Origin of the sequence: Allostigmatella hybrida, from assembly GCF_020103775.1 — a bacterium.
Classification (GTDB): Bacteria; Myxococcota; Myxococcia; order Myxococcales; family Myxococcaceae; genus Hyalangium; species Hyalangium aurantiaca.
This window is the reverse complement of record NZ_JAHXBH010000006.1, coordinates 301,796-324,384: the sequence shown is the minus strand read 5'-3', so window position 1 is coordinate 324,384 and position 22,589 is coordinate 301,796. Positions and strand designations below refer to the sequence as shown.

17 protein-coding genes are annotated in these 22,589 nt (G+C 70.2%); 13 read left to right on the top strand and 4 right to left on the bottom strand.

The features are described 5' to 3' along the window. Positions 1 to 13 precede the first annotated feature (13 nt). From gspN to gstA, 4 genes are all read left to right on the top strand, one after another. On the top strand, positions 14 to 1,021 hold the full coding sequence (gene gspN / locus KY661_RS13865) for a type II secretion system protein GspN (protein ID WP_225410648.1): 1,008 nt from the start codon (positions 14 to 16) through the stop codon (positions 1,019 to 1,021). 125 nt (positions 1,022 to 1,146) lie between these two features. Then, positions 1,147 to 2,790, top strand: a complete 1,644-nt coding sequence (locus tag KY661_RS13860) for a sigma 54-interacting transcriptional regulator (RefSeq protein WP_225410647.1) — start codon at positions 1,147 to 1,149, stop codon at positions 2,788 to 2,790. Positions 2,791 to 2,896: 106 nt separating this feature from the next. Beyond that, the gene (locus tag KY661_RS13855; RefSeq protein ID WP_225410646.1) at positions 2,897 to 3,406 is read left to right on the top strand and encodes an RNA polymerase sigma factor; all 510 of its coding nucleotides are present in this window, start codon (positions 2,897 to 2,899) and stop codon (positions 3,404 to 3,406) included. A 69-nt stretch (positions 3,407 to 3,475) separates the two neighbouring features. Continuing rightward, complete coding sequence (gene gstA, locus KY661_RS13850; RefSeq protein WP_225410645.1) at positions 3,476 to 4,087, top strand: glutathione transferase GstA; 612 nt, start codon at positions 3,476 to 3,478, stop codon at positions 4,085 to 4,087. A 58-nt stretch (positions 4,088 to 4,145) separates the two neighbouring features. On the opposite strand, the gene KY661_RS13845 is transcribed toward gstA, so the two are convergent. After that, positions 4,146 to 4,754: a CAP domain-containing protein gene (locus KY661_RS13845; protein WP_225410644.1), complete on the bottom strand. Its 609-nt coding sequence runs from the start codon at positions 4,752 to 4,754 to the stop codon at positions 4,146 to 4,148. A gap of 120 nt (positions 4,755 to 4,874) precedes the next feature. Between KY661_RS13845 and KY661_RS13840 the strand changes: the two genes are divergently transcribed. The 4 genes from KY661_RS13840 to KY661_RS13825 all read left to right on the top strand — a co-directional run bounded on the left by KY661_RS13840 (position 4,875) and on the right by KY661_RS13825 (position 10,748). Beyond that, positions 4,875 to 5,981, top strand: a complete 1,107-nt coding sequence (locus KY661_RS13840) for a glycoside hydrolase family 3 N-terminal domain-containing protein (RefSeq protein WP_225410643.1) — start codon at positions 4,875 to 4,877, stop codon at positions 5,979 to 5,981. A gap of 173 nt (positions 5,982 to 6,154) precedes the next feature. After that, a complete protein-coding gene (locus tag KY661_RS13835) occupies positions 6,155 to 7,909 on the top strand; it encodes an SGNH/GDSL hydrolase family protein (RefSeq protein WP_225410642.1) in 1,755 nt (584 codons plus the stop codon). Then, positions 7,906 to 10,056, top strand: a complete 2,151-nt coding sequence (locus tag KY661_RS13830; RefSeq protein ID WP_225410641.1) for a serine hydrolase domain-containing protein — start codon at positions 7,906 to 7,908, stop codon at positions 10,054 to 10,056. The genes KY661_RS13835 and KY661_RS13830 overlap by 4 nt, the downstream gene beginning before the upstream one ends. An 83-nt stretch (positions 10,057 to 10,139) precedes the next feature. Then, positions 10,140 to 10,748 carry a hypothetical protein gene (locus KY661_RS13825; RefSeq protein WP_225410640.1) on the top strand — a complete coding sequence of 203 codons (609 nt, stop codon included), beginning with the start codon at positions 10,140 to 10,142 and terminating at the stop codon, positions 10,746 to 10,748. 6 nt (positions 10,749 to 10,754) lie between these two features. On the opposite strand, the gene KY661_RS13820 is transcribed toward KY661_RS13825, so the two are convergent. After that, complete coding sequence (locus KY661_RS13820) at positions 10,755 to 11,408, bottom strand: high-potential iron-sulfur protein (protein ID WP_225410639.1); 654 nt, start codon at positions 11,406 to 11,408, stop codon at positions 10,755 to 10,757. Next, entirely contained in the window at positions 11,408 to 13,582 is a 2,175-nt protein-coding gene (locus KY661_RS13815) for a S46 family peptidase (protein WP_225410638.1), read from the bottom strand. The genes KY661_RS13820 and KY661_RS13815 overlap by 1 nt, the downstream gene beginning before the upstream one ends. A gap of 104 nt (positions 13,583 to 13,686) precedes the next feature. Here KY661_RS13815 and KY661_RS13810 point away from each other — a divergent pair, with 104 nt between their 5' ends. The 5 genes from KY661_RS13810 (at position 13,687) to KY661_RS13790 (ending at position 20,363) form a co-directional block, all read left to right on the top strand. Continuing rightward, positions 13,687 to 14,421, top strand: a complete 735-nt coding sequence (locus tag KY661_RS13810) for a M50 family metallopeptidase (protein WP_225410637.1) — start codon at positions 13,687 to 13,689, stop codon at positions 14,419 to 14,421. A 92-nt stretch (positions 14,422 to 14,513) separates the two neighbouring features. After that, on the top strand, positions 14,514 to 14,906 hold the full coding sequence (locus tag KY661_RS13805) for a hypothetical protein (protein WP_225410636.1): 393 nt from the start codon (positions 14,514 to 14,516) through the stop codon (positions 14,904 to 14,906). A gap of 111 nt (positions 14,907 to 15,017) precedes the next feature. Beyond that, positions 15,018 to 15,155 carry a hypothetical protein gene (locus tag KY661_RS13800; protein WP_225410635.1) on the top strand — a complete coding sequence of 46 codons (138 nt, stop codon included), beginning with the start codon at positions 15,018 to 15,020 and terminating at the stop codon, positions 15,153 to 15,155. Positions 15,156 to 15,227: 72 nt separating this feature from the next. Next, the gene (locus KY661_RS13795; RefSeq protein ID WP_225410634.1) at positions 15,228 to 16,217 is read left to right on the top strand and encodes an aldo/keto reductase; all 990 of its coding nucleotides are present in this window, start codon (positions 15,228 to 15,230) and stop codon (positions 16,215 to 16,217) included. Between the two features lie 93 nt (positions 16,218 to 16,310). Next, positions 16,311 to 20,363: an MG2 domain-containing protein gene (locus KY661_RS13790; protein WP_225410633.1), complete on the top strand. Its 4,053-nt coding sequence runs from the start codon at positions 16,311 to 16,313 to the stop codon at positions 20,361 to 20,363. A gap of 93 nt (positions 20,364 to 20,456) precedes the next feature. Here KY661_RS13790 and KY661_RS13785 read toward each other — a convergent pair whose 3' ends face one another. Further along, a complete protein-coding gene (locus KY661_RS13785; RefSeq protein WP_225410632.1) occupies positions 20,457 to 22,535 on the bottom strand; it encodes a prolyl oligopeptidase family serine peptidase in 2,079 nt (692 codons plus the stop codon). Between the last annotated feature and the right edge of the window lie 54 nt (positions 22,536 to 22,589).

The following is a 22,589-nucleotide window of genomic DNA, read 5'->3' as shown; positions in this document are numbered from 1 at the left end:
CCCCCGCGAACCCATGGCCACCGAAAAAACCGCCCGCTGGAAGATTGTCCTGGGCTACAGCGCCTTCACGGTGCTGGCCCTGGTGCTGTGCTTTTTGCTCACCTTCCCGTACAGCGCGCTGCGCGCCCGTGCGGCCACCGAGGCGCTTCGCGCGGGCTACGCGCTGCGCATCGGCTCGCTGCGGCCAGGGCTCGTGGGGCTGACGGCCCGGGACGTGCGCCTGAGCGTGCCGCCCGGCGCGCTCAGCCCGGAGACGGTGGCGGCGCTCACCAGCGGGGATGCGGACGCGGCGCGGCTGCTGGCGCCCGCGGAGCTGGGCGAGCCCATCCTCATCGACTCCGTCTTCGCGCGCCCCACCCTGTTTCCCCCCGGCGTGGCCTTCCACGCCCAGGTGATGGGCGGCACGGTGAGCGGCTCCGTGGGCGGCAGGTCCGAGCGGCGGGTGAAGGTGCGCCTGTCGGGGCTGGACCCGTCCCAGGGCAACCTCAAGAACTTCACCGGCCTGGACATGGAGGGCCGCCTGAACGGCTCGTTGGATCTGCGCCTGCCCGCGGGCGTGGGCACGGGCGGCCGGCCCGGCGAGCCGGACCTGGCCCAGGCCGACGGGGAGCTCGCGCTGGACGGCCAGGCCTTGCAGCTCAAGGGCAGCGTGCCGGGCGTGGGGCTGGTGGGACAGAGCCCCGTGGCGCTGGCGTTCCCCGAAGGGCTGCCCGCCATCCCGCTGGGAGAGCTTCAGGGCGTCATCCGCTTCGAGAAGGGCCAGGGCACCGTGGACACGCTCCAGCTGCGCAGCGACCAGGTGGAGCTCCAGGCCACGGGCACGCTGCGGCTCAAGCCGCGGCTCCAGTACACCGAGCCGGCGCTGGACGTGAAGCTGCGCGTCGAGCCGGAGTTGGTGAAGAACCTGGGCGTCGCGGGCGCGGGGCTCTCGTTCCTGCCCCCCGACAAGGATGATCCGAAGTTCCGCGCGGCCCGGCTGAGCGGCTCGATGGGCAAGCTGTCGTTCCTGCCCAAGCGGTAGGGGCGCCCTCCCGGCACCCGCCATCCTACCTGGGCCGGTGCACCGCCCCCTCCCCACCCAGTAGGTTGAAAAGACCGGGCCGCGTCGTGTAAAGCCCCCCGGCGGTGGCGCTTCTGGAGGCCGGCATGCCGGAGCTGGTGTTCTTTCGTCGTGGTGAGGAGGTGCTCCGGGTGGGGCTGTCGCACGAGCGCGTGGTGCTCGGGCGGGGGGAGCAGAGCGACGTCGTCCTGCCGGATCCGGACATCAGCCGCCGGCACGTGGCGCTCCAGCATGACGGCACGCGCTGCGTGCTGGAGGACCTCTCGGGCCGCGGCACGCTGGTGTCCGGCAAGCCCATGCAGCGCGGCGAGCTGGCCGACGGGGAGGACATCACCCTGGGCCAGTGGCGTGCGGTGTTCCGCCAGCGCGGCGGCGGCCAGGAGGAGGCCCCCACGGGGGTGAGCAGCAGCACCGCCCTGCAGGGCCCCAGCCGCCTCGCCGAGCCCGGCCAGCCGGTGCGGCTCCGGGTGAAGCAGGGCGCCACCGAGTTCATCCACGAGCCGCGCCGCGACAGCTTCACCCTCGGCAAGGACCCGGGCTGCGACGTCGTCGTGCAGGACCGCTTCATCTCCGGCCGGCACCTCAAGGTGACGCAGCGCGAGGGGTTCTTCCACGTGGTGGACCTGAACTCCACGAACGGCACGTTCCTGGGCACCACCCGCATCTTCGAGGTGGAGGTGGCGCTCCACACCGCCCTGCGCATCGGGGAGACGGAGCTGTTCCTGGAGCCCCGGAGCGCTCCGCAAGGTGGCACGGCGCTGCATGGCCTGGTGGGCAATGAGCCCTCCATGCGCCAGCTCATGGATCTCGTCGAGCGCGTGGCCCCCTCCTCCGCCGCGGTGACCATCCTCGGCGAGTCCGGCACCGGCAAGGAGCTGGTGGCGCGCGCGCTGCACACCTGCTCCACGCGCGCGGATCAACCCCTGGTGCCCCTCAACTGCGCGGCCATCTCGCGGGAGCTCATCGAGAGCGAGCTGTTCGGCCATGAGAAGGGGGCGTTCACCGGCGCCCAGGGCGCGCGCAAGGGCGCCTTCGAGGAGGCCCACGGGGGCACGCTCTTCCTGGACGAGGTGGGCGAGCTGCCGCTGGACTTGCAGGCCAAGCTGCTCCGCGCCCTGGAGAGTGGGGAGATCAAACGCGTGGGCGCCAGCCGCCCCCTGCACGTGGACGTGCGCGTGGTGGCGGCCACCAACCGGGACTTGCTGGCCGCCGCGCGCGAGGGGAGGTTCCGGGAGGACCTGTACTACCGGCTGTGCGTCATTCCGCTCGTGCTGCCGCCCCTGCGCAACCGGCGGGGGGACATCGCCCCGCTGGCCGAGCACTTCGTGCGCACCTATGCCCCGCGCGGCCAGACGGTGAAGCTCACCCCGGCCGCGCTGGAGCGGCTTCAGCAGCACCCCTGGCCGGGCAACGTGCGCGAGCTGCGCAACGTGGTGCACCGTGCGCTGCTGCTGCGCAAGGGGGCGAAGATCGATGGGGAGGACATCTCCTTCGATGCCGAGTTCGGGCGCGAGTCCGCCCTGTCCGCCCTGCCCGTCCCCCCCGAGCTGCCCCCGGGCATGACGCTGGAGCAGATGATGACGCGGCTGGAGCGCCAGATCATCGAAGGCTCCCTGCGCCGCCACGGCGGCAACCGCGAGAAGGTGGGCAAGGAGCTGGGCCTGGCGCGCTCCACCCTCTTCAAGCGCCTGAAGGACTGGGGCCTGACGACCAAGGAGGATCCGGAGTAGTCCTTCCTCCGACATGGCCCGGCCCTGGGCAGGGACAAAACGTTTCCCCGGCTCGCGCGTTACATCTCCAGAAGCCCCCTTATGCGGGGGGTTTCAGGAGGCAGTCATGGCCGCCGGTGTCGTGGGTTTACCCGCAGTCACGCAGATCTACCGCATGCATCGCACCCGGGCGCTGGCCATCGCGCGGCGCATCGTGGGGGACTCGGACGACGCGGAGGATGTCGTCCAGGATGTGTTCGCCCGTCTGGCCCGCCAGCCCGAGAACTTCCAGGGCCGGGCCGCGTGGACCACCTGGCTGCACCGCGTCATGGTCAACAGCAGCATCAACTGGCTCCGGGCACGCAAGCGCCGGGAGCGCCTGAGCCACGAGCCGCAGGAGCCCGCCTCGCCCGAGGCCCAGGCGGTGGGCCAGGAGATGCAGCGGCACTTTGGCGAGGCCTTGAAGGAAGCCAACGAGCTGCAGCGCCAGGTGCTGTGGCTGCGGGAGGTGCGCGGCTTCAGCTACCCGGAGATCGCCCAGGTGCTGCACGTGCCCGAGGGGACCGTGAAGAGCGCGCTCCACCGGGGGCGGGTGCGGACGCTGGAAGTGTTGGCGGCGCGAGACCAACGGCCGTAAGGGGCTTCCGGAGCTTGCCCAGGCTCCTGTATGCAGCGGCCCTTCCCGCTGTCCAGGAGACCGCCGAACATGAAGCTCTACTACACCCCAGGTGCCTGCTCGCAGTCGCCCCACATCGTGCTGCGCGAGTCGGGTCTGAAGTTCGAGCTGGAGAAGGTGGACCTGCGCTCGCACAAGACCGAGAAGGGCGCGGACTACTACAGCATCAACCCGAAGGGGTACGTGCCCGCGCTGCAGCTGGACAACGGCCAGGTGCTCACCGAGGGCCCGGCCATCGTCCAGTACATCGCCGACCAGAAGCCGGAGACGAAGCTGGCGCCCCAGGCGGGCTCGTTCGAGCGCGCCCAGCTGCAGGAGTGGCTGCACTTCATCGGCACCGAGCTGCACAAGACCTTCAGCCCGATGTTCAACCCGGCCATCACCCCCGAGGCGAAGCAGGCCGCGCTCGACAAGCTGAGCAAGCGCTTCGAGTTCGTCGCCAAGCACCTTGAGGGCAAGCAGTTCCTGCTGGGCGAGCACCTCACCGGGGCGGACACCTACCTGTTCGTGATCCTCAACTGGGCCAAGAACATGGGCCCGGACATCGCCCAGTGGCCCTCGCTGAAGGCCTTCCACGAGCGCATCAGCGCCCGGCCCGCCGTCAGGGCGACGCTGGAGGCCGAGGGCCTGCTCAAGTCGTAAGACCTTGAAGCGGCTCCGGGACTGGGGGCGGCAGGTGCTGCCCCCAGCCACCTGCGGACTACGGGGCGCCGAAGTCCTGCGTCCAGTACTGCTTATAGGACGCGCCAGAAGCGCGGTAGTAGTAGCCCACGCCCAGCTTCTTGAAGCTGCCGTTCATGATGTTGTTGCAGTGGCCGGTGCTGCTCATCCAGCTTGCCATCACGGCTTCGGCCGTGGCCTGGTTGGCGGCGATGTTCTCGCCCGCCGCGGTGTAGGTGTAGCCCGCCGACTTCATACGGTCCCAGGGCGAGGTGTTGCCCGTGCCCGTGTGGCTGAAGAAGTTGTTCACCGCCATGTCCTTGGAGTGCTTGCGCGCGGCACAGCGCAGCCGCGTGTCGAGCGCGACCGCGGGGACCGCGGGCTTGTTCACGCCCCCACAGGTCGCTCCCGCCGCGCGCCGCTGGTTCACCAGATTCAGCACCTGGGTCTCGAACGAGGCCCAGTTCGCATCCCACGTGGTGACGTCGTCACAGTAGGCCTGGGCCGTGTACTCCCCGCCTACGGCCTCCACCGTCTCCATCGCCACGCCCTCGCCCACCACGCCGTCCGGCGTGACCTCGACGCGCTCCTCGGCACCACATCCGGCCAGCAGCGCCAGCCCCACCAGCACGATTCCCGAACGATTCATCCGCACCATGGTTTGCTCCTTTATAATTTTCCAGCAATACTCGTATTGCTGGCTTCACTGGAAATACTGCACCAGAGAAATCACGTCGTAAAGCGGTGTTTTGAGGGCGAGACTGTGCTCATGCGCGCCGTGCTCTCGTCCACCCTCGTCCTTCTCGCGCTCGCGTTGCTGCCACCTGGGCAAGCCGCCGCACAAGCCCGCAAGCCGCAGGCCTTCAGCCACCGGAAGCCGGATGAGGCGCGCGTGGAGCGCGTCCTGGCCTCCCTGTCCCCGCGTGAGAAGGTGGGACAGTTGCTGCTTGCCTACCCCCAGCTGAACAAAGAGAGCCCGGTGGAGGTAGGCGGGGTGCTGTTCGTGGGCGGCACCTTGAAGAAGCTCGATGCGGCGAAGGCCCGCATCCAGTCGAGCCGCGAGCGCGCCCGGGTGCCCCCCTTCTTCGCGGTGGACATCGAGGGCGGCGGCTTCAACCGGCTGGAGCGGCACCCGGCCCTCAAGGGGCTTCCGCTCGCCCGGGAGATGGCCGCGCTGGAGGACAGCGAGGTGGAAGCCTGGGGCCTGAAGGTGGGCCGGACCATGCGCGAGGTGGGGCTCAACATGAACCTGGCCCCCGTGTTCGACGTGGCCCCCCGGGGGCACATGTTCCGCAATGGGCGTGCCTTCTCGGGAGACCCCGAGGTGGTGAAGAAGAAGGCCACCGCGTTCGCGCGGGGCCTGGCCCAGGCAGGGGTGGTGGCCATCGGCAAGCACTTCCCGGGCTACGGGGATCTGGACGCGGACTCGGATCATGAGCGCGCCACCGTCGACTGGGACGAGGCGCGCGTGCGCCGGGAGGCCAGCGCATTCCGGGCAGCGGACCGGTTCCTCGGCGGGGTGATGCTCTCGAACATCGCCTACTCGCGGTTCGGCCCCAAGCCCGCCATCCTGGAGCCAGCCCTGGTCGCCCTGGCCCACGAGCTCGGAGGGCTCAGCGTGACGGACGACGTGGCCATCCGCGCCCTGGCCGATCAGATCGGCGCCGAGCCGGCGGAGGTGCTGCGGCAGGCGTTCCTGGCGGGAAATGATCTCATCCTGACGACCGCGCCGCCCGACTGGGCCCAGGGCCTGGACTACTTCGGCATCCTCACGGCGCTGGCCGAGGCGAGCCCCGAGAACCGGGAGCGCCTTGATACCGCGGTGCGGCGTGTCCTCCGGCTCAAGGATCGAATGGGGCTGCTGGAGGGGCTGTAGCGGGAGGAAGCATCCGGGCAGGCATGCCCCTGGGTGGACCTGAAGGCCCATCTGGCTAGACTCCGGGGCGAATGGACGCGCCGCACCGGAAGGGACCCTCCCCGAGGCATCTGCTGCTCAGGGGACGCGCAATCACCACCATCCTCGCCTCGTTCGCGGCCGTGGGGGGCCTGATGGCCTTTCACCCCGCGCCGCCCGTGGACAGCCCCCCTCCCGCGGCCGGTGAACGCCCTGCGGCGGCAGGGGCCCCTTCGCGGGAAAGCCGTCAGGCCCGGCTCGCCGCGGCCCAGGTCATCGCGCGCGCGCTGGCGCCCGCGGACTCCCGGCGGCTGACGGAGCGCTCCCCGGAGGAGCAGTCCCTGCTGGAGCTGGCCGCCTCGCTCCAGGCCCCTGGCGCGAGCATCGAGAACCCGTGCGTGGAGCGCACCGGGCCGTTCTGCACCCGGACGGTGCTCGAGCCGCTCTTCTCTGCGCTGGATGGCCTGCGCTCGGGCCAGGCGTCCTCGCCCGTGCGGATCGCGGCCTTTGGCAACTCGTTGATCGCCGGAGACCGGATCGTCGACATCGTCCGCGAGCAGTTCGTGCGCCGGTTCGGGGATGGCGGCCGGGGCCTGCTGCTCATCGACCGGCTCGCGCCCTACGGTCCCCGGACGCGCACCGGCACCGCGGAGGGCTGGTCCGTGCACACGGTGGGAGAGCTGAAGGACTCGCCCTGGCCCATCGGCCTCTCGGGCGTGGTGCACGTCTCCAGCCAGCCCCGCGCGCGCTCCCGCTTCAGCCTCTCCGGAGAGCGCCAGGGCACGCTGTTCTGGCTGGACCAGGACTCCGGCCCCTTGGAGCTGCGCGTCGACGGCCATCCCCTGCTCCAGACGCAGCCCCAGAACGGGGGCGAGCACCAGCAGGAGGACTTCACGCTGCCACCGGGCGCCAAGACACTGGAGCTCATCGCCCCGCAGAGGGGAACGGCCCTCCAGGGGCTGGCGCTCGACAAGCCCGGCCCGGGCATCGTCCTGGACACGCTGGGCGTTCCGTCCGCGGACGCGAGCCTCTTTCTCAGGGCGGACGAGGCCATGGTGGCCGATCAGCTCCGCGCGCGTGCGCCCTCGCTGGTCCTCGTCATGCTGGGGGGCAACGAGGTGAAGCGCCTCCAGTGGAAGCGCTCCACGTCCAGCCAGGTGGAGCGGGACCTGCGCCGGTTCCTCCAGCGGGTGACGCGCGCCACGCCCGAGGCGGCGTGCCTGGTGGTGGGGCCGGTGGATGCCGTCCTGGGCCCCGGGGCCGCCAAGCCCTTCCAGCAGCGCGAGCACCTGGAGGAGGTCATCAGCATGGAGCGGGAGATTGCCCTGGAGGAGGGGTGCGCCTTCTTCGACATGTTCTCGGCCATGGGCGGCACGGGCGCCATCCAGCGCTTCCACACCCGGGGCTTCATGCACGACGACCTGGTGCACCCCAAGGGGCGTGGACTGGATGTGCTGGGGGCCCTGCTGAGCCGGGGGCTCCTGCGCAGCTGGGAGGACACCCCCCGCACCGAGCCCTCCGCCGCGCTGGCGCGGGCGTGGACGACGCTGCTGGGCGTGGAGCTGCTGTCCCACGCGCCCCACCCTTCGCGCCAGGCGCGGCGCGTGGCGCTGCTGCCCGGTGCGCCGGAAGGCCCCTGGGCGGACGGCGTGCGGCGCGTGCTCGACACCGCGCGCACCCGGGACGCCTCCGCGTCGCTCTCCCTGGCGGAGCCCTCGTCCCTGCGGTGCGCGACGCTCGTGCCCCTCCTGGGCGTGGCGGCCGACGGCAGCGGCTGCCTTCCCGTGACGCCGCCGCCGTTTCCCGGAGGGTTTCAGGATCCGTTCCAGCGTGGCAGCGTGGTCGGCGCCTGGCTCCTGGCGGAGCTCGTCCGGTATGACACCCTGGCCACCGCCTGGCAGGCCCCATGAGCGGACCGCGCCGACGCCACCGCACGGGCTGGGTTCTCTGGGTGGCGCTGCTGGTGGGCAGTGCCTCGGCGGCCCCGCGGCCCGAGGCCCCCGTCCGGAGCCGCCCCGCGCCCGCGCTGCTGCCCCCTGGCACCGAGGCGCTGCCGGCCGGGCAGATCCAGGCGCTGGATGCCCTCCTGCGCGAGCAGCTCAAGGGCCGGCTTCTGGCGGGACTCTCGGTGGGCGTGGCCCGGGGGGACCAGGCCTGGACGGCGGGCTATGGCCTCCGGGACATCGCCCAGCGGCGCCCGGCCACGCCGAGGACGACGTACCGCACGGCCTCCATCTCCAAGTCCTTCACCGCCATGGCCGTGATGCAGCTCGTGGAGGCGGGCACCGTGGGCCTGGACGATGACATCCAGCGCTGGGTGCCCGAGTTTCCCGCCAAGGCCTGGCCCGTCACGGTGCGCCAGCTCCTCGGGCACCTGGGCGGGGTGAGCCACTACCGGGATCCGGCCCGGGAGAACCACATCACCCAGCGGATGAACACCACCGAGGCGCTCGCGCTCTTCAAGGACTGGCCGCTCGCCGCCGAGCCCGGCACGGAGTTCGTCTACACCTCCTACGGCTTCAACCTGCTGGGCGCGCTGATCGAAAACGCCTCGGGCATGCCCTACGGGAAATACCTTCAGGAGAAGATCTTCGCCCCGGCGGGAATGACGAACACGGCGCTGGATGACGTCCGCACCCGGGACAGCCACCACGCCGTGGGCTACCGCCGGGTGAACGGCTCCTTGCAGCGCTCCGCCCGGCTGGATGTCTCGTCCCGCTTCGCCGGCGGAGGGGCCCGCTCCACGGTCGTGGACCTGCTCGCCTTTGGCCGGGCGGCCATGGCCAGCACGCTCGTGCAACCCGAGACGACGCGCCGGATGCAGGTCTCCATGGAGACGCGGGACGGGCGGCTGACCGACTACGGGATGGGCTGGGCCACCTACCCCGTGCGCGGGCACTACGTGGTGGCGCACGCGGGCGGCCAGCCCGAGACGAGCACGTTCCTGATGCTCATTCCCGCGGAGCGCCTGGCCATCGCGTTGTCCGCGAACGTGGAGGACCAGGGGGAGCTGCTCAAGGAGCTCGCCAGCGCCATCGCCGCGCAGTTTCTGGAGGGCGGCTCGCGGCGGCGGCCCATCTCCGCCGAGGACCCCGTGGACGAGGGGCTCCACGAGGGGCTCTACCGCATCTTCACCTACGGCCGGGCCTTTGAGACCTTCCACCGCGCGGGCTTCGCGGCCCCGCCCGAGCCAGGGGATGTGCAGGCCGCGTTCGCCGAGGTGTCCGCGCTGCTGTCCCGGGAGAGCCTCACCGCGGATCCCCACGCCGCGCTGAAGACGCTGAAGCAAGCGCACCAGCCCCGGGCGGGGCGGCTGTTCATCCGCGTGGGCGTCCACATGGCGGAGCAGCTCACCGCCGCGCTCGGCCCCGAGGCCCTGGCGGCCTATCCCGCCGAGGGGGCCCTGCGCTTCTTCGAGGACTACCTGCGCGTGTGCGAGCAAACCCCGTGCGCCGAAGCCCTCCAATTCACCCCGGCGCTGCGGGCGGACATCGCCCGGCTCGCGGGCCCCTGGAAGACCGCCAACGCCGAGGCCGTCCGCACGCGGACGCTGCGCGCGGGGCCCGAGCTGCCCGGGGCACTCGAATCCCTCCAGCATGCCTTCAGCGGCGCCCCCCTGCACCCGGACTTCTCCGAGGAGGCCCTGGCGCTCGCCCAGGCCCCGGGCACTTCCGCCGCGCAAGCGGCGCTGCTGCTTGAGTGGGCCTGGCAAACCCACCCCGGGAGCATCGCCGTCCTGCAGGCCCGCGCCGAGGACCTCCTCCGGCGGGGAGATGCCGAGGCCGCGGAGCTGCTGTACCGGCGGGCCCTGGCACGGCCCCTGGGGCCCGAGCAGCTCTCCGCCGAGAAGCTCCTGGCCCGGGCGAACCGGAGCCCCCTGGCGGCGGAGCTGCTGCGGCTCTCCGTGCGGCTGCACCCCGGCTCGGTGCCCCTGTGGAAGGCACTCGCGGCGCGGGAGCGAGCCCTGGGCAACGTGAAGCCGGCGGATGCCGCCCTCTCCCAGGCACGGACCCTGGCCGCTCCACCGCCCCCCGGTCCAAGCCCTACGGTTCCCTAGGAAAGACGCTTGTACCCGGGCGATGAATCTTCCCGGGCCTGACGCGTCCTGAAGGCAGAACGCAACACTCAGGAGTTCTCCCCATGTCGAAGTGGCTGCTGGCAACGATGGCTTTCGCTCTCCCCTCCCTGGCGCTCGCCGGCCCCCATGACCGGCGGGAGCGGCACGAGAACCACCAGGAGGCCCAGCAAAACCGCCAGGAGCAGCGCGATGACCGGTGGGACTTGAAGCGGCTTGAGAACCTGGTTACCCGCTTCGACACGGCCGCCTCTCACCGTCACCGGGACGCCCTGCGGCAGGTGGACGCGGACCTGCGGGCCTATGTGGCCCTGGAGCTGAAGGAGACCCGGTATGAGCTTTCCGACGCCCAGTCGGAAGTGCGGCGGGACCACCATGAAACGCACGACGCGCACGGCCGGAGAGAGTTCCGGGACGCCCAGCGCGACCGCCGCGACGACGTGCGCGATGTGCGCGTGGAGGCCGAGTCCCTGAAGCGGACCCGCGTCATCCAGCGCGAGCTGGAGGACCTCCATGGCCGCATGGACCGCAACAGCCTGCACCACAAGCGCGCGTTGATGATGGAGCTTCTCCAGATGGCGCGCGCCGAGCAGGCCCAGAACCGGCAGGAGATCCGCGAGGACCGCCGGGAGTCTCGCGAGGACCGGCGCCAGGCCCGCGACGACCGGTACTGAGCGAGGCTACTCGTCCCCCTTCTGGCCCACGAACTGATCATTCTTCTCCCGGAAGAGGAGATTGAAGCTCGTGAGGGAGCCGTAGACGCGGGTGATGTAGGACTGCATCTCCACCTTCTCGGCGTCCGTCAGCTTCGGGTGGGCGTTGAGCTTCTGCTCCAGCGTGCGGAGCCGGTCGCGCACCATCACCACCTTGTGGAAGAGGTTGTCGATGGGCAGGTCCTTGCCCTGCACCTCCGGCTTGCCGGGAACGAGCTTGATCGTCCCCCCCTCCCACTTGCCCGCGAGCGGCGGGGACTCGCCCTCGCCCGCGGCCTCCCGGAAAATCTCCATCAGCTCTTCACGCGTCATGTTCAGGTCTCCCAGTTCGACGAGCTCATTGGGCTCTCTCTTGCGCCGCACCACGGGGGCCACGGTGCGCGCGGCCCGCGCCCGGGACGAGGAGGCCACCGGCGCCTGGGCGCTCACCCCGCTCTTGGGCGCGAACGCATCCCCACAGATGGGCGCCGAGGGCGGAAACAGCCCGCGCCCCGGGTAGATGCGGCAGGGCCCCACCCACCCGCGGTGGTCCGTCGAGTGAGCGCTCCACAGCTTGCAGTTGCCACAGACCCGCTCTTCCGGCTGGAAGACGGGCAGCGCGGTGGGCGAGTCATCAGGCATCAGCGCTTCTCCCCCGGCATGGAAGGCCCCTTGCGGACGCCCAGCTCCCGCAGCAGCCCGTCCGCGTTCTCCACCTGGTCCAACATCCACAGCACGTAGCGGACATCCACGTTCACGTTGCGCGCCACGTCCGGGTTGTAGCCGAAGTCATTGGCCACGTTCTCCCAGACGCGATCGAAGTTCACGCCCACCAGCTCGCCCTTGCCGTTCACGGTGGGGCTGCCGGAGTTGCCGCCCGTGGTGTCCGCGGACGACAGGAAGTCCACCGGCACGTCCTTGAGCGCCGCGTCCGCCCAGGGCCCGAAGCGCTTCTCCCGGGCCGTGGCGAGCACCTTGTCCGGCACGTCGAAGGGCTCGGCGTCCGTGTGCTTGGCGAGCACGCCGGAGAGCGTCGTCTGGGGCGTGTAGAAGACGCCGTCACGCGGCGAGTAGCCCTCCACCTTGGCGAAGGTGACGCGCAGGGTGCCGTTGGCATCCGGGGCCACGGGCTTGCCCGCGTGGGCCAGCACCGCGCGCCGCCACTCCGGGCGCAGGCGCCGCCGGGCACCCTCGCGGCGGTCCTTCACCGCGTCCAGGGCGGTCAGCTCGGTGGCCAGATCCAACCCGAAGGCGAGCAGCGCGTCCTTGCGGGCCTGGAGCTGGGCTTCGGAGGCCTGGAACATGGCCATGCGCTCGCTCAGCGTGAGCACCTTCGTCGTGGCGTACAGGGCGTTGATCTTCGCCATCACGGCCTTCTCCGAGAAGGTGCGGCCAAAGTGCTTGTCCACCGCGGCGATGCGCTCGGCGGGCCCCAGTGCCTGGGCGCGGCGCACGAAGGCCTGGAGCAGCCGCTTCTCTGCGGGAACGAAGAGGTTCTTCTGCTCGCGCTCGAACTGGTCCTTCAGCCGCACGAGCTCCCGCTCCATGAACTCGGGCTCGCGCTCCATGTCGGGCCTCGCCCGCTCGCGCGCCAGCTGGCCCAGCGTCGCGGCCATGGACACCCCGCGAGCCCCCGCCCGGAGGTTGTTGAGCAGGAACTCGCGCTCCCACGTGCGGGCCTCCTCCTTCAGGGACTCCCGCAGCTCCTCGCGGCCCACCAGCGCCCCGGCATACTCGGGACGGGCCTGAGCCCACCGCACCACGGCGGCCTCGTGCTCCTGCTGCTTCTCGATGATGCGCCCCCGCGCGAGCCCGGCGAGCTGGCCGCTGGCGTTCTTCGCCCGGTTGTGGAGGCTCTTGAGCGTGGAGGCCACGGCGATCTTCCCTGCCGCATCCTTCGCCCCCTCCTCCGTGAGGATGCGGATGGCCTCGCCGTAGAAGTCGATGACCCGGGGGTAGAAGCGCGCCTGGCGCTCCGTCATCTCCTCGGCCAGCAGGGCGCGGAACGAGATGCCGGGGTAGCCCAGCACCATGACGAAGTCTCCGGGCTGAACGCCCTGCGGGGCGAGCGGAAAGAAGAACTCCGCCCGGTGGGGCACGTTCGTCTCGCTGTAGGCCGCCGCGGCCCCATCCGGCGCGGAGTAGGCGCGCACGATGGCAAAGTCCCCGGTGTGGCGGGGCCACATCCAGTTGTCCTCCTCCCCGCCGAACTCACCCACCGCGCGCGGCGGGGCATAGACGAGCCGCACGTCCGCCAGCTCCACCGAGTCCACCAGCACGTACTGGGAGCCGCCGTCGAACGCCGCCAGCTGGCAGCGCGTGGCCGGACGCTTCTCGCACGCGGCGACCAGCTCCTTCTGCTGACGCTCGATGGCCTTGAAGCGCGCCAGGTCATCCGCCCCCGCGGGGACCGCGGCCAGCACCTGCTTCGTCACGTCCGTGAACGCCCGGGGCACGAGGATGCGGGCGCCCTTGCCCGGCAGCTCCGCCTCGCGATTGGCGGCCAGGAAGCCCTGGGAAATCAAATCCCGCTGGGGCGAGCTGTGCTCCTGGATGATGGAGAAGACACAGTGGTGGTTGGTGATGACCAGGCCCGTGGAGGAGATGAAGGCCCCCGAGCACCCGCCCACGTTCACCGCCCCCGCCAGCAGGCCCGTGCCCCGCTGGGCATCCCACAGCCTCCCCGGGGGCAGCTGAAGCCCCTGCGCCTTGAGCCAGGCCGGATCCAGCTCCAGCACCTGTTGGGGAGTCCACTTGCCCTCGCCGGCGAACGCCGGGAGCGCCACCCACAGCAGCAGCAGCCACATCGTCTTCATGGGCCCTCCCTACCCTGTCTGGCGCCCGCTGGCGACCCCTGGGTTCCTCCGGTTTTTTCCCGGAAGATGGGGCCCGCCCGCGTGTTCGGGGGGGAAGGAGACCCATGCAGACTGCCAGTGGCGCCAAGCTGAACGCAGGCCGAATCCTCCTGCTCCTCCTGTTCCTGGGGGGGGGGTGGTACTTCTGGGACACGGCCGCCCTGCTTCCCCTGAAGCTGCTGGTGGTGATGATGCACGAGAGCGGACACGCGATCGCCACCCTGCTCGTGGGTGGCTCCGTGGAGCACATCACCCTGCGGCTCGACCAGTCCGGGGCCTGCCTGTCCAGCCTGCCCCCGGGCATCTTCCGGAAAATCTTCGTCTTTTCCGGCGGCTACCTGGGCAGCGCGGTGGTGGGCGCGGGGCTGCTGCTGGCCACGTTCCGCTTCCGGCTGCGGCGGTGGGTGCTGGGCGCCACATGTGTGTGGCTGGGCGTCATGGGCGTCCTCTACGCGAGAGATCCCTTCACCCTGGCCTTCTGTGTGGGCACGTCGGTGGTGCTGGGCCTGGCGGCGCGGTTCCTGCCGCAGGGGGCGGTGGATGTGCTCAACCTCTTCCTGGCGGCCTTCACCGCGCTCTATGCGCTGTTCGATCTGCGGGACGATCTCTGGGACAGCTCCATCCGCTCCCTGAGCGACGCGGCGCTGCTGGCCCAACACACGTGGGTGCCCGCCATTGCCTGGGCCGCGCTGTGGACGCTGCTCGGCGTGCTCCTGCTGGGATGGGCCGCCTACGTCTCCATGCACGCGCGGCCCGCCTCCCCGTTCTCCTCCGTGTCCATGCCCTCCCGGCGCTTTTGAGCGCCCGCCTTCCGGCCCCCGTGAATGTCCAGGGGGGAGCCCCGTCAGAAAGTACAACTCGGACAGCTCACCCCCGAGGGAGGAACAGCACCATGGCTCTCAAGACTGGACTCTCCCTTCTGGCGCTCGGCGCCCTCTTCCTGGGCTCCGCCGCGCACGCCGCCCCCCAGGCCTCGCAGCACGCCGCCAGCCCCGCGACGCAGACCCAGAGCCTCCGTGGCCGCCGGCCGCAGCAGCCCCCGCCCCCGGCGAAGGCGCAGGGCCGCTACGAGCTCAAGAGCGTGAAGAAGTGGGTGCCCGGCTACACCGAGAAGGTGTGGGTGCAGCGCGAGTGCACGAACCACCGGCACCGCCGGGGCGAGCGGTGCGAGGGCGGCTACTACCAGCAGCGCCAGGTGCCCGGCCACTACGAGACGGTGGAAGAGTGGGTGTGGGTGCCTGCCCCGTCGCGCCGGCCCCAGGGGCCGACCTGGGCCTCCCGCTAAACCGGGAACCCTCCGCTAAGGCGGACAAAGTTCCGCGCAACTGACAGGCCCCCCTTTCCGATAACTCCTGTGAGTGCCTTCAACGGCCTCCACCCGGAAAGGGGGTCTGCCATGAACCCAGCATCCGCTGTCATTGATCTCGACGAGTTCCGCAAGCGCCGGGCCGTGAGCCCTCCGGCCCCCCGCCCTCCCCAGCCCTCCGCGGTGTGGTCCCCCGTGTGGGTATGGGTCATGTGCTGGCCCTACTGAGTTCACCCCGGGGTGTCTCGTGCCAGACAGGGAGCATGTCCCCCCTGTCTTCCGCGCAGTAGGGTGCGCGGCATGAAACTGCGACAACTGGGACGGCAGGGTCCGCAGGTCTCCGCCCTCGGGCTGGGCTGCATGGGCATGAGTGAGTTCTACAGCGGGCGCGACGAGGCGGAATCCCTCGCCACGATTCACCGCGCGCTGGAGCTGGGCGTCACCTTCCTCGACACTGCGGACGTCTACGGGCCCCACCTCAACGAGCAGCTCGTCGGGCGGGCCCTCCAGGGCAAGCGCTCGCAGGTGTTCCTCGCCACCAAGTTCGGCATCGTGAGGGACCCGAAGGACCCCTCCGCCCGGGGCGTGAGCGGCAAGCCGGAGTACGTGCGCCAGGCCTGCGAGGGCAGCCTCCGGCGGCTGGGCGTGGAGACGATTGATCTCTACTACCAGCACCGGGTGGACCCCTCGGTTCCCATCGAGGAGACGGTGGGCGCCATGGCTGGACTCGTGAAGGAAGGCAAGGTCCGCTACCTCGGGCTGAGCGAGGCCTCCCCAGACATCATCGAGCGTGCCCACCGCACCCACCCCATCACGGCGCTGCAGAGCGAGTACTCGCTGTGGACGCGGGATCCCGAGCAGGGCGTGCTCGCCACCTGCCGGCGCCTGGGCATCGGCTTCGTGCCCTACAGCCCGCTGGGACGCGGCTTCCTCACGGGCGCCTTCACCCGGCCCGAGGACTTCGAGCCGGATGACTACCGGCGACACTCCCCGCGCTTCCAGGGCGAGAACTTCCACAAAAACCTGGAGCTGGTGCAGAAGGTGAAGGACCTGGCAGCCCAGAAGGGGTGTACGCCCTCCCAGCTCGCCCTGGCGTGGGTGCTGGCCCAGGGCGAGGACCTGGTGCCCATCCCCGGAACCAAGCGGCGCAAGTACCTGGAGGAGAACCTCCAGGCGCTAAACGTCTCACTGACGGAAGGGGACCTGAAGGCCCTGGAAGCAGTGTTCCCCCAGGACGCCGCCGCCGGGACGCGCTACCCCGAGGCGATGATGAAGCTCCTGAACCGCTAGGGAGCCCACGCAACGCGAGACGCGGCGGACGCGGGAGAACTTTCCGCGCGATGGTCCGTTCCCGGTGAGGTTCCGTTCCCCTTCGAGGACTACATGCTCTTCTCTCTCCCGCCGCGAGCCCTGCTGACGCTGCTCGCCCTGGGCCTGACCGTTCCGGCGCTGCTTCCCTCCGTGCTCGCCGCCCGGGCATCCCCGAACACCCTCGGAGGCCCCACCCGCCACCTGACCTTCGTCAGCACCGACAAGCCCCTGTACCGCCCCGGCGAACAGGTGCTGGCCCGGGGCCTGATGCTCGAAGCGCACAGCCGCAAGCCCTACGCAGGCACCGGACAGGCCACCGTCGAGATTCGAGGGCCCAAGGGGGACGTGGTGACCTCCGCGCAGGTCCAGGTACAGGACGCCGCTTGGGGCTTCCAGTGGCCCGTCCCGGAAGGGACTGCGGGCGGAGAGTACACCCTCAAGGTCACCTTCCCCTGGCAGGGGGATGCCCCCGCCGAGCGGAAGTTCGACGTGCGGGCCTACCGGGCGCCCCGGCTCAAGTCCCAGATCGAATTCCTCCGGGATGGCTATGGCCCTGGAGACACGGTCACCGCGACCCTCGACGTGAAGCGTGCCGAAGGCGGCGTGCCCGAGGGCGCCAAGGTCACCGCCACCGCGCTCGTTGACGGTGTCTCCGTGGCGCAGGTGCGGGGCACCGTCAACGCGCAGGGGCTCTGCACCGTGCGCTTCACGCTGCCCAAGGCCATCGAGCGCGGCGAGGGCACCCTGGCCTTCGCCATCGAAGATGGCGGCGTGGTGGAGACCGCGGCGAAGACCCTGCCCATTCTCCTGCAAACCCTGGACATCGCCCTCTACCCCGAGGGCGGCGAGCTCGTCGCGGGGCTGCCCTCGCGCGTCTACTTCCAGGCGAGGACGCCCGCTCAGAAGCCCGCGGACCTGGTGGGCGTGGTGATCAACACCGCTACGGGCCAGGAAGTCTCCCGGGTCCGCTCGGAGCACGAGGGGCGCGGCCGCTTCGAGCTGACGCCCCAAGCCGGTGCGGCGTACGCGCTGCGCATTGATGAGCCCTCGGGCATCCGGAAGACGTTTCCCCTGCCCACCGTGAAGGCCCAGGGCGCCACCCTCCGCGCGAACGAGGACGTCATCCCCGCGGGCAAGCCTGTCTCGCTCTCCGTGGCGCTCGCGGGCATGGCCCGGGCGAAGCTGACGCTGAGCCAGCGCGAGGTGGAGGTCGCCTCGGCCAACGTGGGCCCCCAGGGCACCGTGACGCTCGATCCCAAGGGCGCTGACGGCGTGCTCGTCGCCACGCTCTGGGCTCCGGACGGCCGTCCCCTGGCAGAGCGGCTCGTGTTCCGTCAACCCGCGAAGGCACTCACCGTCGAGCTTCGCCCGGACAAGCAGGGCTATGTGCCGGGGGACACGGTGCGGCTCACCGCCCGGACCACCCAGGACGGCAAGCCGGTCTCCGCCTTGGTGATGCTCACCGTCACCGACGATGCGGTGCTGGAGCTCATCGAAAAACGCGACCAGGCCCCCTCGCTCCCGGTGATGGTGCTGCTGGAGCCCGAGGTGCGGGAGCTCGCCGACGCCCAGGTTTACTTCGACGAGAAGAACCCCAAGGCCAAGGCCGCCGTGGACCTGCTGCTGGGCACCCAGGGCTGGCGGAGGTTCGCGCTCGCCCATCCCGAGCAGTTCCTCTCCCAGCATGGAGATGCGGCCCGGCGAGCGCTGGCGGTCCGGATCCAGGCCGTGCCCATGCCCACTGCTGTCCCCGAAGCCCTCTTCGGAGGGGCCGTCCCCCAAGAAGTCGCCCAGGCTGCACCGCTTCCCCCCCCGGCCGCACCGCTTCCCGTCCCGGCCGCCCCGGCCGCCCCTGCCCCCAAGGCCAAACAAGATCTGGCCGCGGCCAAGCCCGCCCTGAACCGGGCGGAGCGAAGGGCCCCCCGGCCCGTGCTCCAAGACGGGCTGATGATGGAGAAACGGGCATGGCAGCCGCCCGTGGTTTATCTCCGCGAGTACGCCCACACCGTGCGGCCTGGCCGCAAGCCGGGCGACCGCGTGGACTTCGCGGAGACGCTCTACTGGAACGCCGGGGTGCGCACCGATGCCCAAACGGGCGAGGCCCGCGTCTCCTTCGCGCTGAATGACTCGGTCACCACCTTCAAGGCCTTCGCCGGCGCGGTGGGCGCCAATGGCGCGCTCGGCTCCACGGTGGCAAGCCTCGAATCCGTGCAGCCTTTCTACGCCGAGCCGAAGCTCCCGCTGGAGGTCACCTCCGGAGACGTCATCCAGCTCCCAGTGGCCCTGGTGAATGGCACCGCGGCCCCCCTCCGGGGAGCATCGGTGAAAGCGCTCCTGACGGGCGATGTCCGCGTCTCCAGCGTGGGGACGGTGGACCTCGCCGCGAAAGAGCGCGCCCGGCGCCTCATCGAGCTGAAGATTGGCCAGGAGTCGAAGCCCCTCGCGCTGACGCTCGCGGCCACCGCTGGAGACTACGCGGACACGGTGACGCGCACGCTGACCATCCAACCGCAAGGCTTTCCCTTGCGAGCCTCCTTCGGAGGGCTCTTGTCGGCCCGGAACCCCGCGGCCCACACCGTGAGCCTCCCGGCCAACCTGGTGCGCGGCAGTGTCAAGACGTCCATCACCGTGTACCCCACCCCGCTGGCCAACATGACGGAGTCCCTGGCGCGGCTCATTCAAGAGCCCTCGGGCTGCTTCGAGCAGACGAGCTCCACCACCTACCCCATGACGATGGCGCAGCAGTACTTCCAGTCCCACAGCGGGGTGGATCCGAAGCTGGTGGCCTCGGCGCGCGAGAAGCTGGACGCGGGCTACAAGCGGCTGACGGGCTTCGAGTGCCCGGAGAAGGGCTACGAGTGGTTCGGGGAGAACCCCGGCCACGAGGCCCTGACGGCCTTCGGCCTGCTGCACTTCACCGACATGCAGCAGGTGCGCGAGGTGGACGCGGCGATGCTCGAGCGCACGCGGGCGTGGCTGCTGCGGCAGCGCGATGGCCAGGGAGGCTTCTCGCGCAAGCGCCGGGCGCTGCACACGTGGCTGGAGGATCCCGATACCTCGAACGCCTACATCCTCTGGGCCCTGATGGAGAGCACGGGCCGCAAAGCCTCACCGGCGGGCGAGCTGTCCCGGGAGGTGGCCGCGCTGAAGCAGTCGGCGGCGAAGAGCCGCAACAGCTACGTGCTGGCGCTCGCGGCGAACGTGATGGCGCTCACGGGAGACCACTCCGAGGCCCGGAAGCTGATGCAGCGGCTGGCCGAGAAGCAGAACGCCGGGGGCACGGTGGAGGGAGGCACACAGTCCATCGTGGGAAGCCAGGGCGACGCCCTGGCCATCGAAACCACCGCGCTGGCGGTACTGGCCTGGCTGCGGGAGCCCACGCACGCAGCGAACGTGCAGCGCTCGATGAAGTTCCTGGCGGACTCGTGCCAGGGAGGCCGCTACGGCTCCACCCAGAGCACGGTGCTCGCGCTGCGCGCCATCATCGCCTACGACAAGGCGCGCGCGGCAAAGCGCGCCCCGGGCTCGGTGCGCATCTATGTCGATGGCCAGCCCGTGGGCAGCGCGGTCCCCTTCACCGCCACCGCCCAGGAGGCCCTCAAGCTCCCCGACGTGTCCGAGCTGCTCGCCCCAGGGCAGCGGAAGCTCGAGCTGCGGATGGAGGGCGGCTCGGAGCTCCCGTACTCGATGGAGGTCGTCTATCACGCGATGATTCCTGCCAGCTCGCCGGAGACGAAGCTCACGCTGGAGGCGGCCCTGGCCAAGAGCGAACTCACCGAGGGAGAGCCCACCGAGGCCATCCTCACCGTCTCGAACAAGACCGATGAGGCACTGCCCACGTCGGTGGCCATCTTCGGCGTCCCCGGGGGACTGGAAGTACGGCACGATCAGCTCAAGGAGCTGGTGAAACAGAAGAAGGTGGACTCCTACGAAGTGATCGGCCGCGACGTGGTCCTCTATTGGCGGGGAATGGAGCCCCGGAAGCGGATCAGCGTTCCCCTGTCCCTGATGGCGGCGGTTCCTGGCACGTACACAGGCCCGGCCAGCCGTGCCTACCTCTATTACACGGACGAGCACAAGACGTGGCTCGACGGGGTGAAAGTGGTCATCGCGCCCAGGCGGTAGGACCTGGGAAGACAGACGAGGCAACCGTGAACGCCGCCTGCGCGGAGAATGCCCGCATCCTCCGCGACGCCCTCGGAGAGCCGTGATGCCAGCTCACGGCGCGGGCGGCGCGAGGCCGAGTGCCCAGCAGTAGAAGCTCAGCTCGTCGGCATCCTGCTCGATGAGCGCCGTCAGCGTGGTCCCCCCGCCGTGTCCCGAGTCGCGAAGCGGCAGCAGCAAATAGGGTCCTCCCTGGATGCCTTCCGCTTGGAGCCTGGCGGCCATCTTGAGCGGATCATGTGGCGGAGCGACCTGGTCGTTCAACGCTGGCGCGAAGGCCATGATGGGGTAACGGCGATCGGCTCGAACGTTGTGATAGGGCGAGTATCCCGCGAGATACGCGCCCTCCACGGGCTCTTCAGGGGAGCCAAACTCAACGGTCGCCGAGCTCAGGTGGCTGAAATTCGGAAAGCGCAGCATGTCGAGGATGGGCGCCCGGCAATAGACAGCGCCGAAGGCCTCGGGCGCTTGCATGGCGGTGACGGCGACGAGCAAACCGCCGTTGCTGTTACCTCGCGAGACGAGCTTGGAGGGAGTCGTATAGCCCGCCGAGACAAGCCACCGTGCCGCCGCGATGTAATCGTCGAAGGCGTTCTGCCGCCGTGTCTTGCATGCCGCCTCGTGCCAGGCGCGTCCGTATTCGCCGCCGCCACGCACGTTGGCGAAGGCGAGCATGCCGCCCAGCTTCAGCCAGGCCGCGTTGAGCGCCGAGTAGAGCGGTTCCAGCGCGATGTTGAAGCCACCGTAGCCGCTCAGACGCACGGCCTGGCGCCCATCCCGAGGCAAATCCCTCCTGTGAACGAGGAACATCGAGACCCGTGTACCGTCGAGCGACTCGTACCAGACCTGTTCCGTCACATACTCGGACGCGTCGAGCCCGGCATCGGGGACATGGTACGGAGACAGGCGATCCGCCGCATAGTCATACCGGTAGACCGAGGGCGGCTGCACATACGACATGAAGCTCACCCACACCTCGTCACCGCTCCAGGCACCGCTGATGCCGCTGACGGTGCCTTCCCCTTCGTTGCGATTGACAGAACCGAGGGCAGGCAGCGGGAGGTCGCGAAGGTAGGTGCCATCTTCGGCGTGAATGCGCACGCAATGCGAGGCCGCATGCGAGTAGACGGCGTAGAGTCGGCCACCAATGCCTGTAACGGTCTGCAGCGTGTCCGAGCCTTCTGGGATGAGCGTCCGCCAGTGCTCTGGCGCAGTCAGCGGTGCCACACAGAGACGGCCGCGTGGCGCATCGAGGTCGGTCCGGATGAGCAGCAAGTCCCCAATGACCTGCACCTGGTTGAGAGCCCGAGGGGTGGGCGCCACCGGCACGAGCCTGTCATCCGCGAGACGCAGAAGGTAGACAGCGTTGGCGTGCACATAGTCCCACTTGTAGAGCACGGCGAAGCGGCGGCACTCGCTGATCTGGACGGAGCACCAGTACGCTTTCTCCTGCTCGTCGCCGAAGACCCGGCGGGCAGGTTCACCTGACCCAAGCCTGTGTTCGTAAATCGCGTTCCAGTGCGCCTCGTCGCCGGGAGGCACCTCGCCCGGCTCGGGACACGCCGAGTAGAAGAACCCCGACGCATCGGGCCTCCACGCCACAGACGCGTGGCTCGTTCCACGGGGCCGGTCAGGAAGCAGCCACCCTGTCTCGACGTCGAGCACATGGATGACCGCGGCATGTGTCCCTCCGGTGGCCTTCCCGAAAGCGATCCGCATGCCGTCGGGGGACGGTACGGCGAAGACCAGTGCCTCGTTGCTCGCCCAGGTGTTCGGGTCAAGCACCGCTTCGAGCGGTGCGCCCTTGCCACGCCGGAGCATGAATTTGAGCTTCTCGCCGGCGGCGTCCGCCTGCCAGAAGAACTCACGCCCGGGCGGCCCGGCCGGAACCGGCGGCGAAAGCCGGGCGTAGCACGCGGAACGAGCGGCCGCATTCCGCAACGCTTCGCGTCCCGGCACCGCCTGCAGAACAGCGCGCGTGACGGCCTCCTGCGCGGAGATCCACGACTGGGTCTCCGGGGCATCAAGCCGCTCCAACCAGGCATAAGGATCGTCAAACCACCTGCCCAGCAGCGTGTAGCCGCTCTCCGGATCGCGTCGCGCGGCGGGAAACTCCAGGGTCCGGTTCCTCATCGGGCCATCCTCCGCTGGAGAGCCAGAGAAACCCAGCCTGTTTAGCAACGAAGC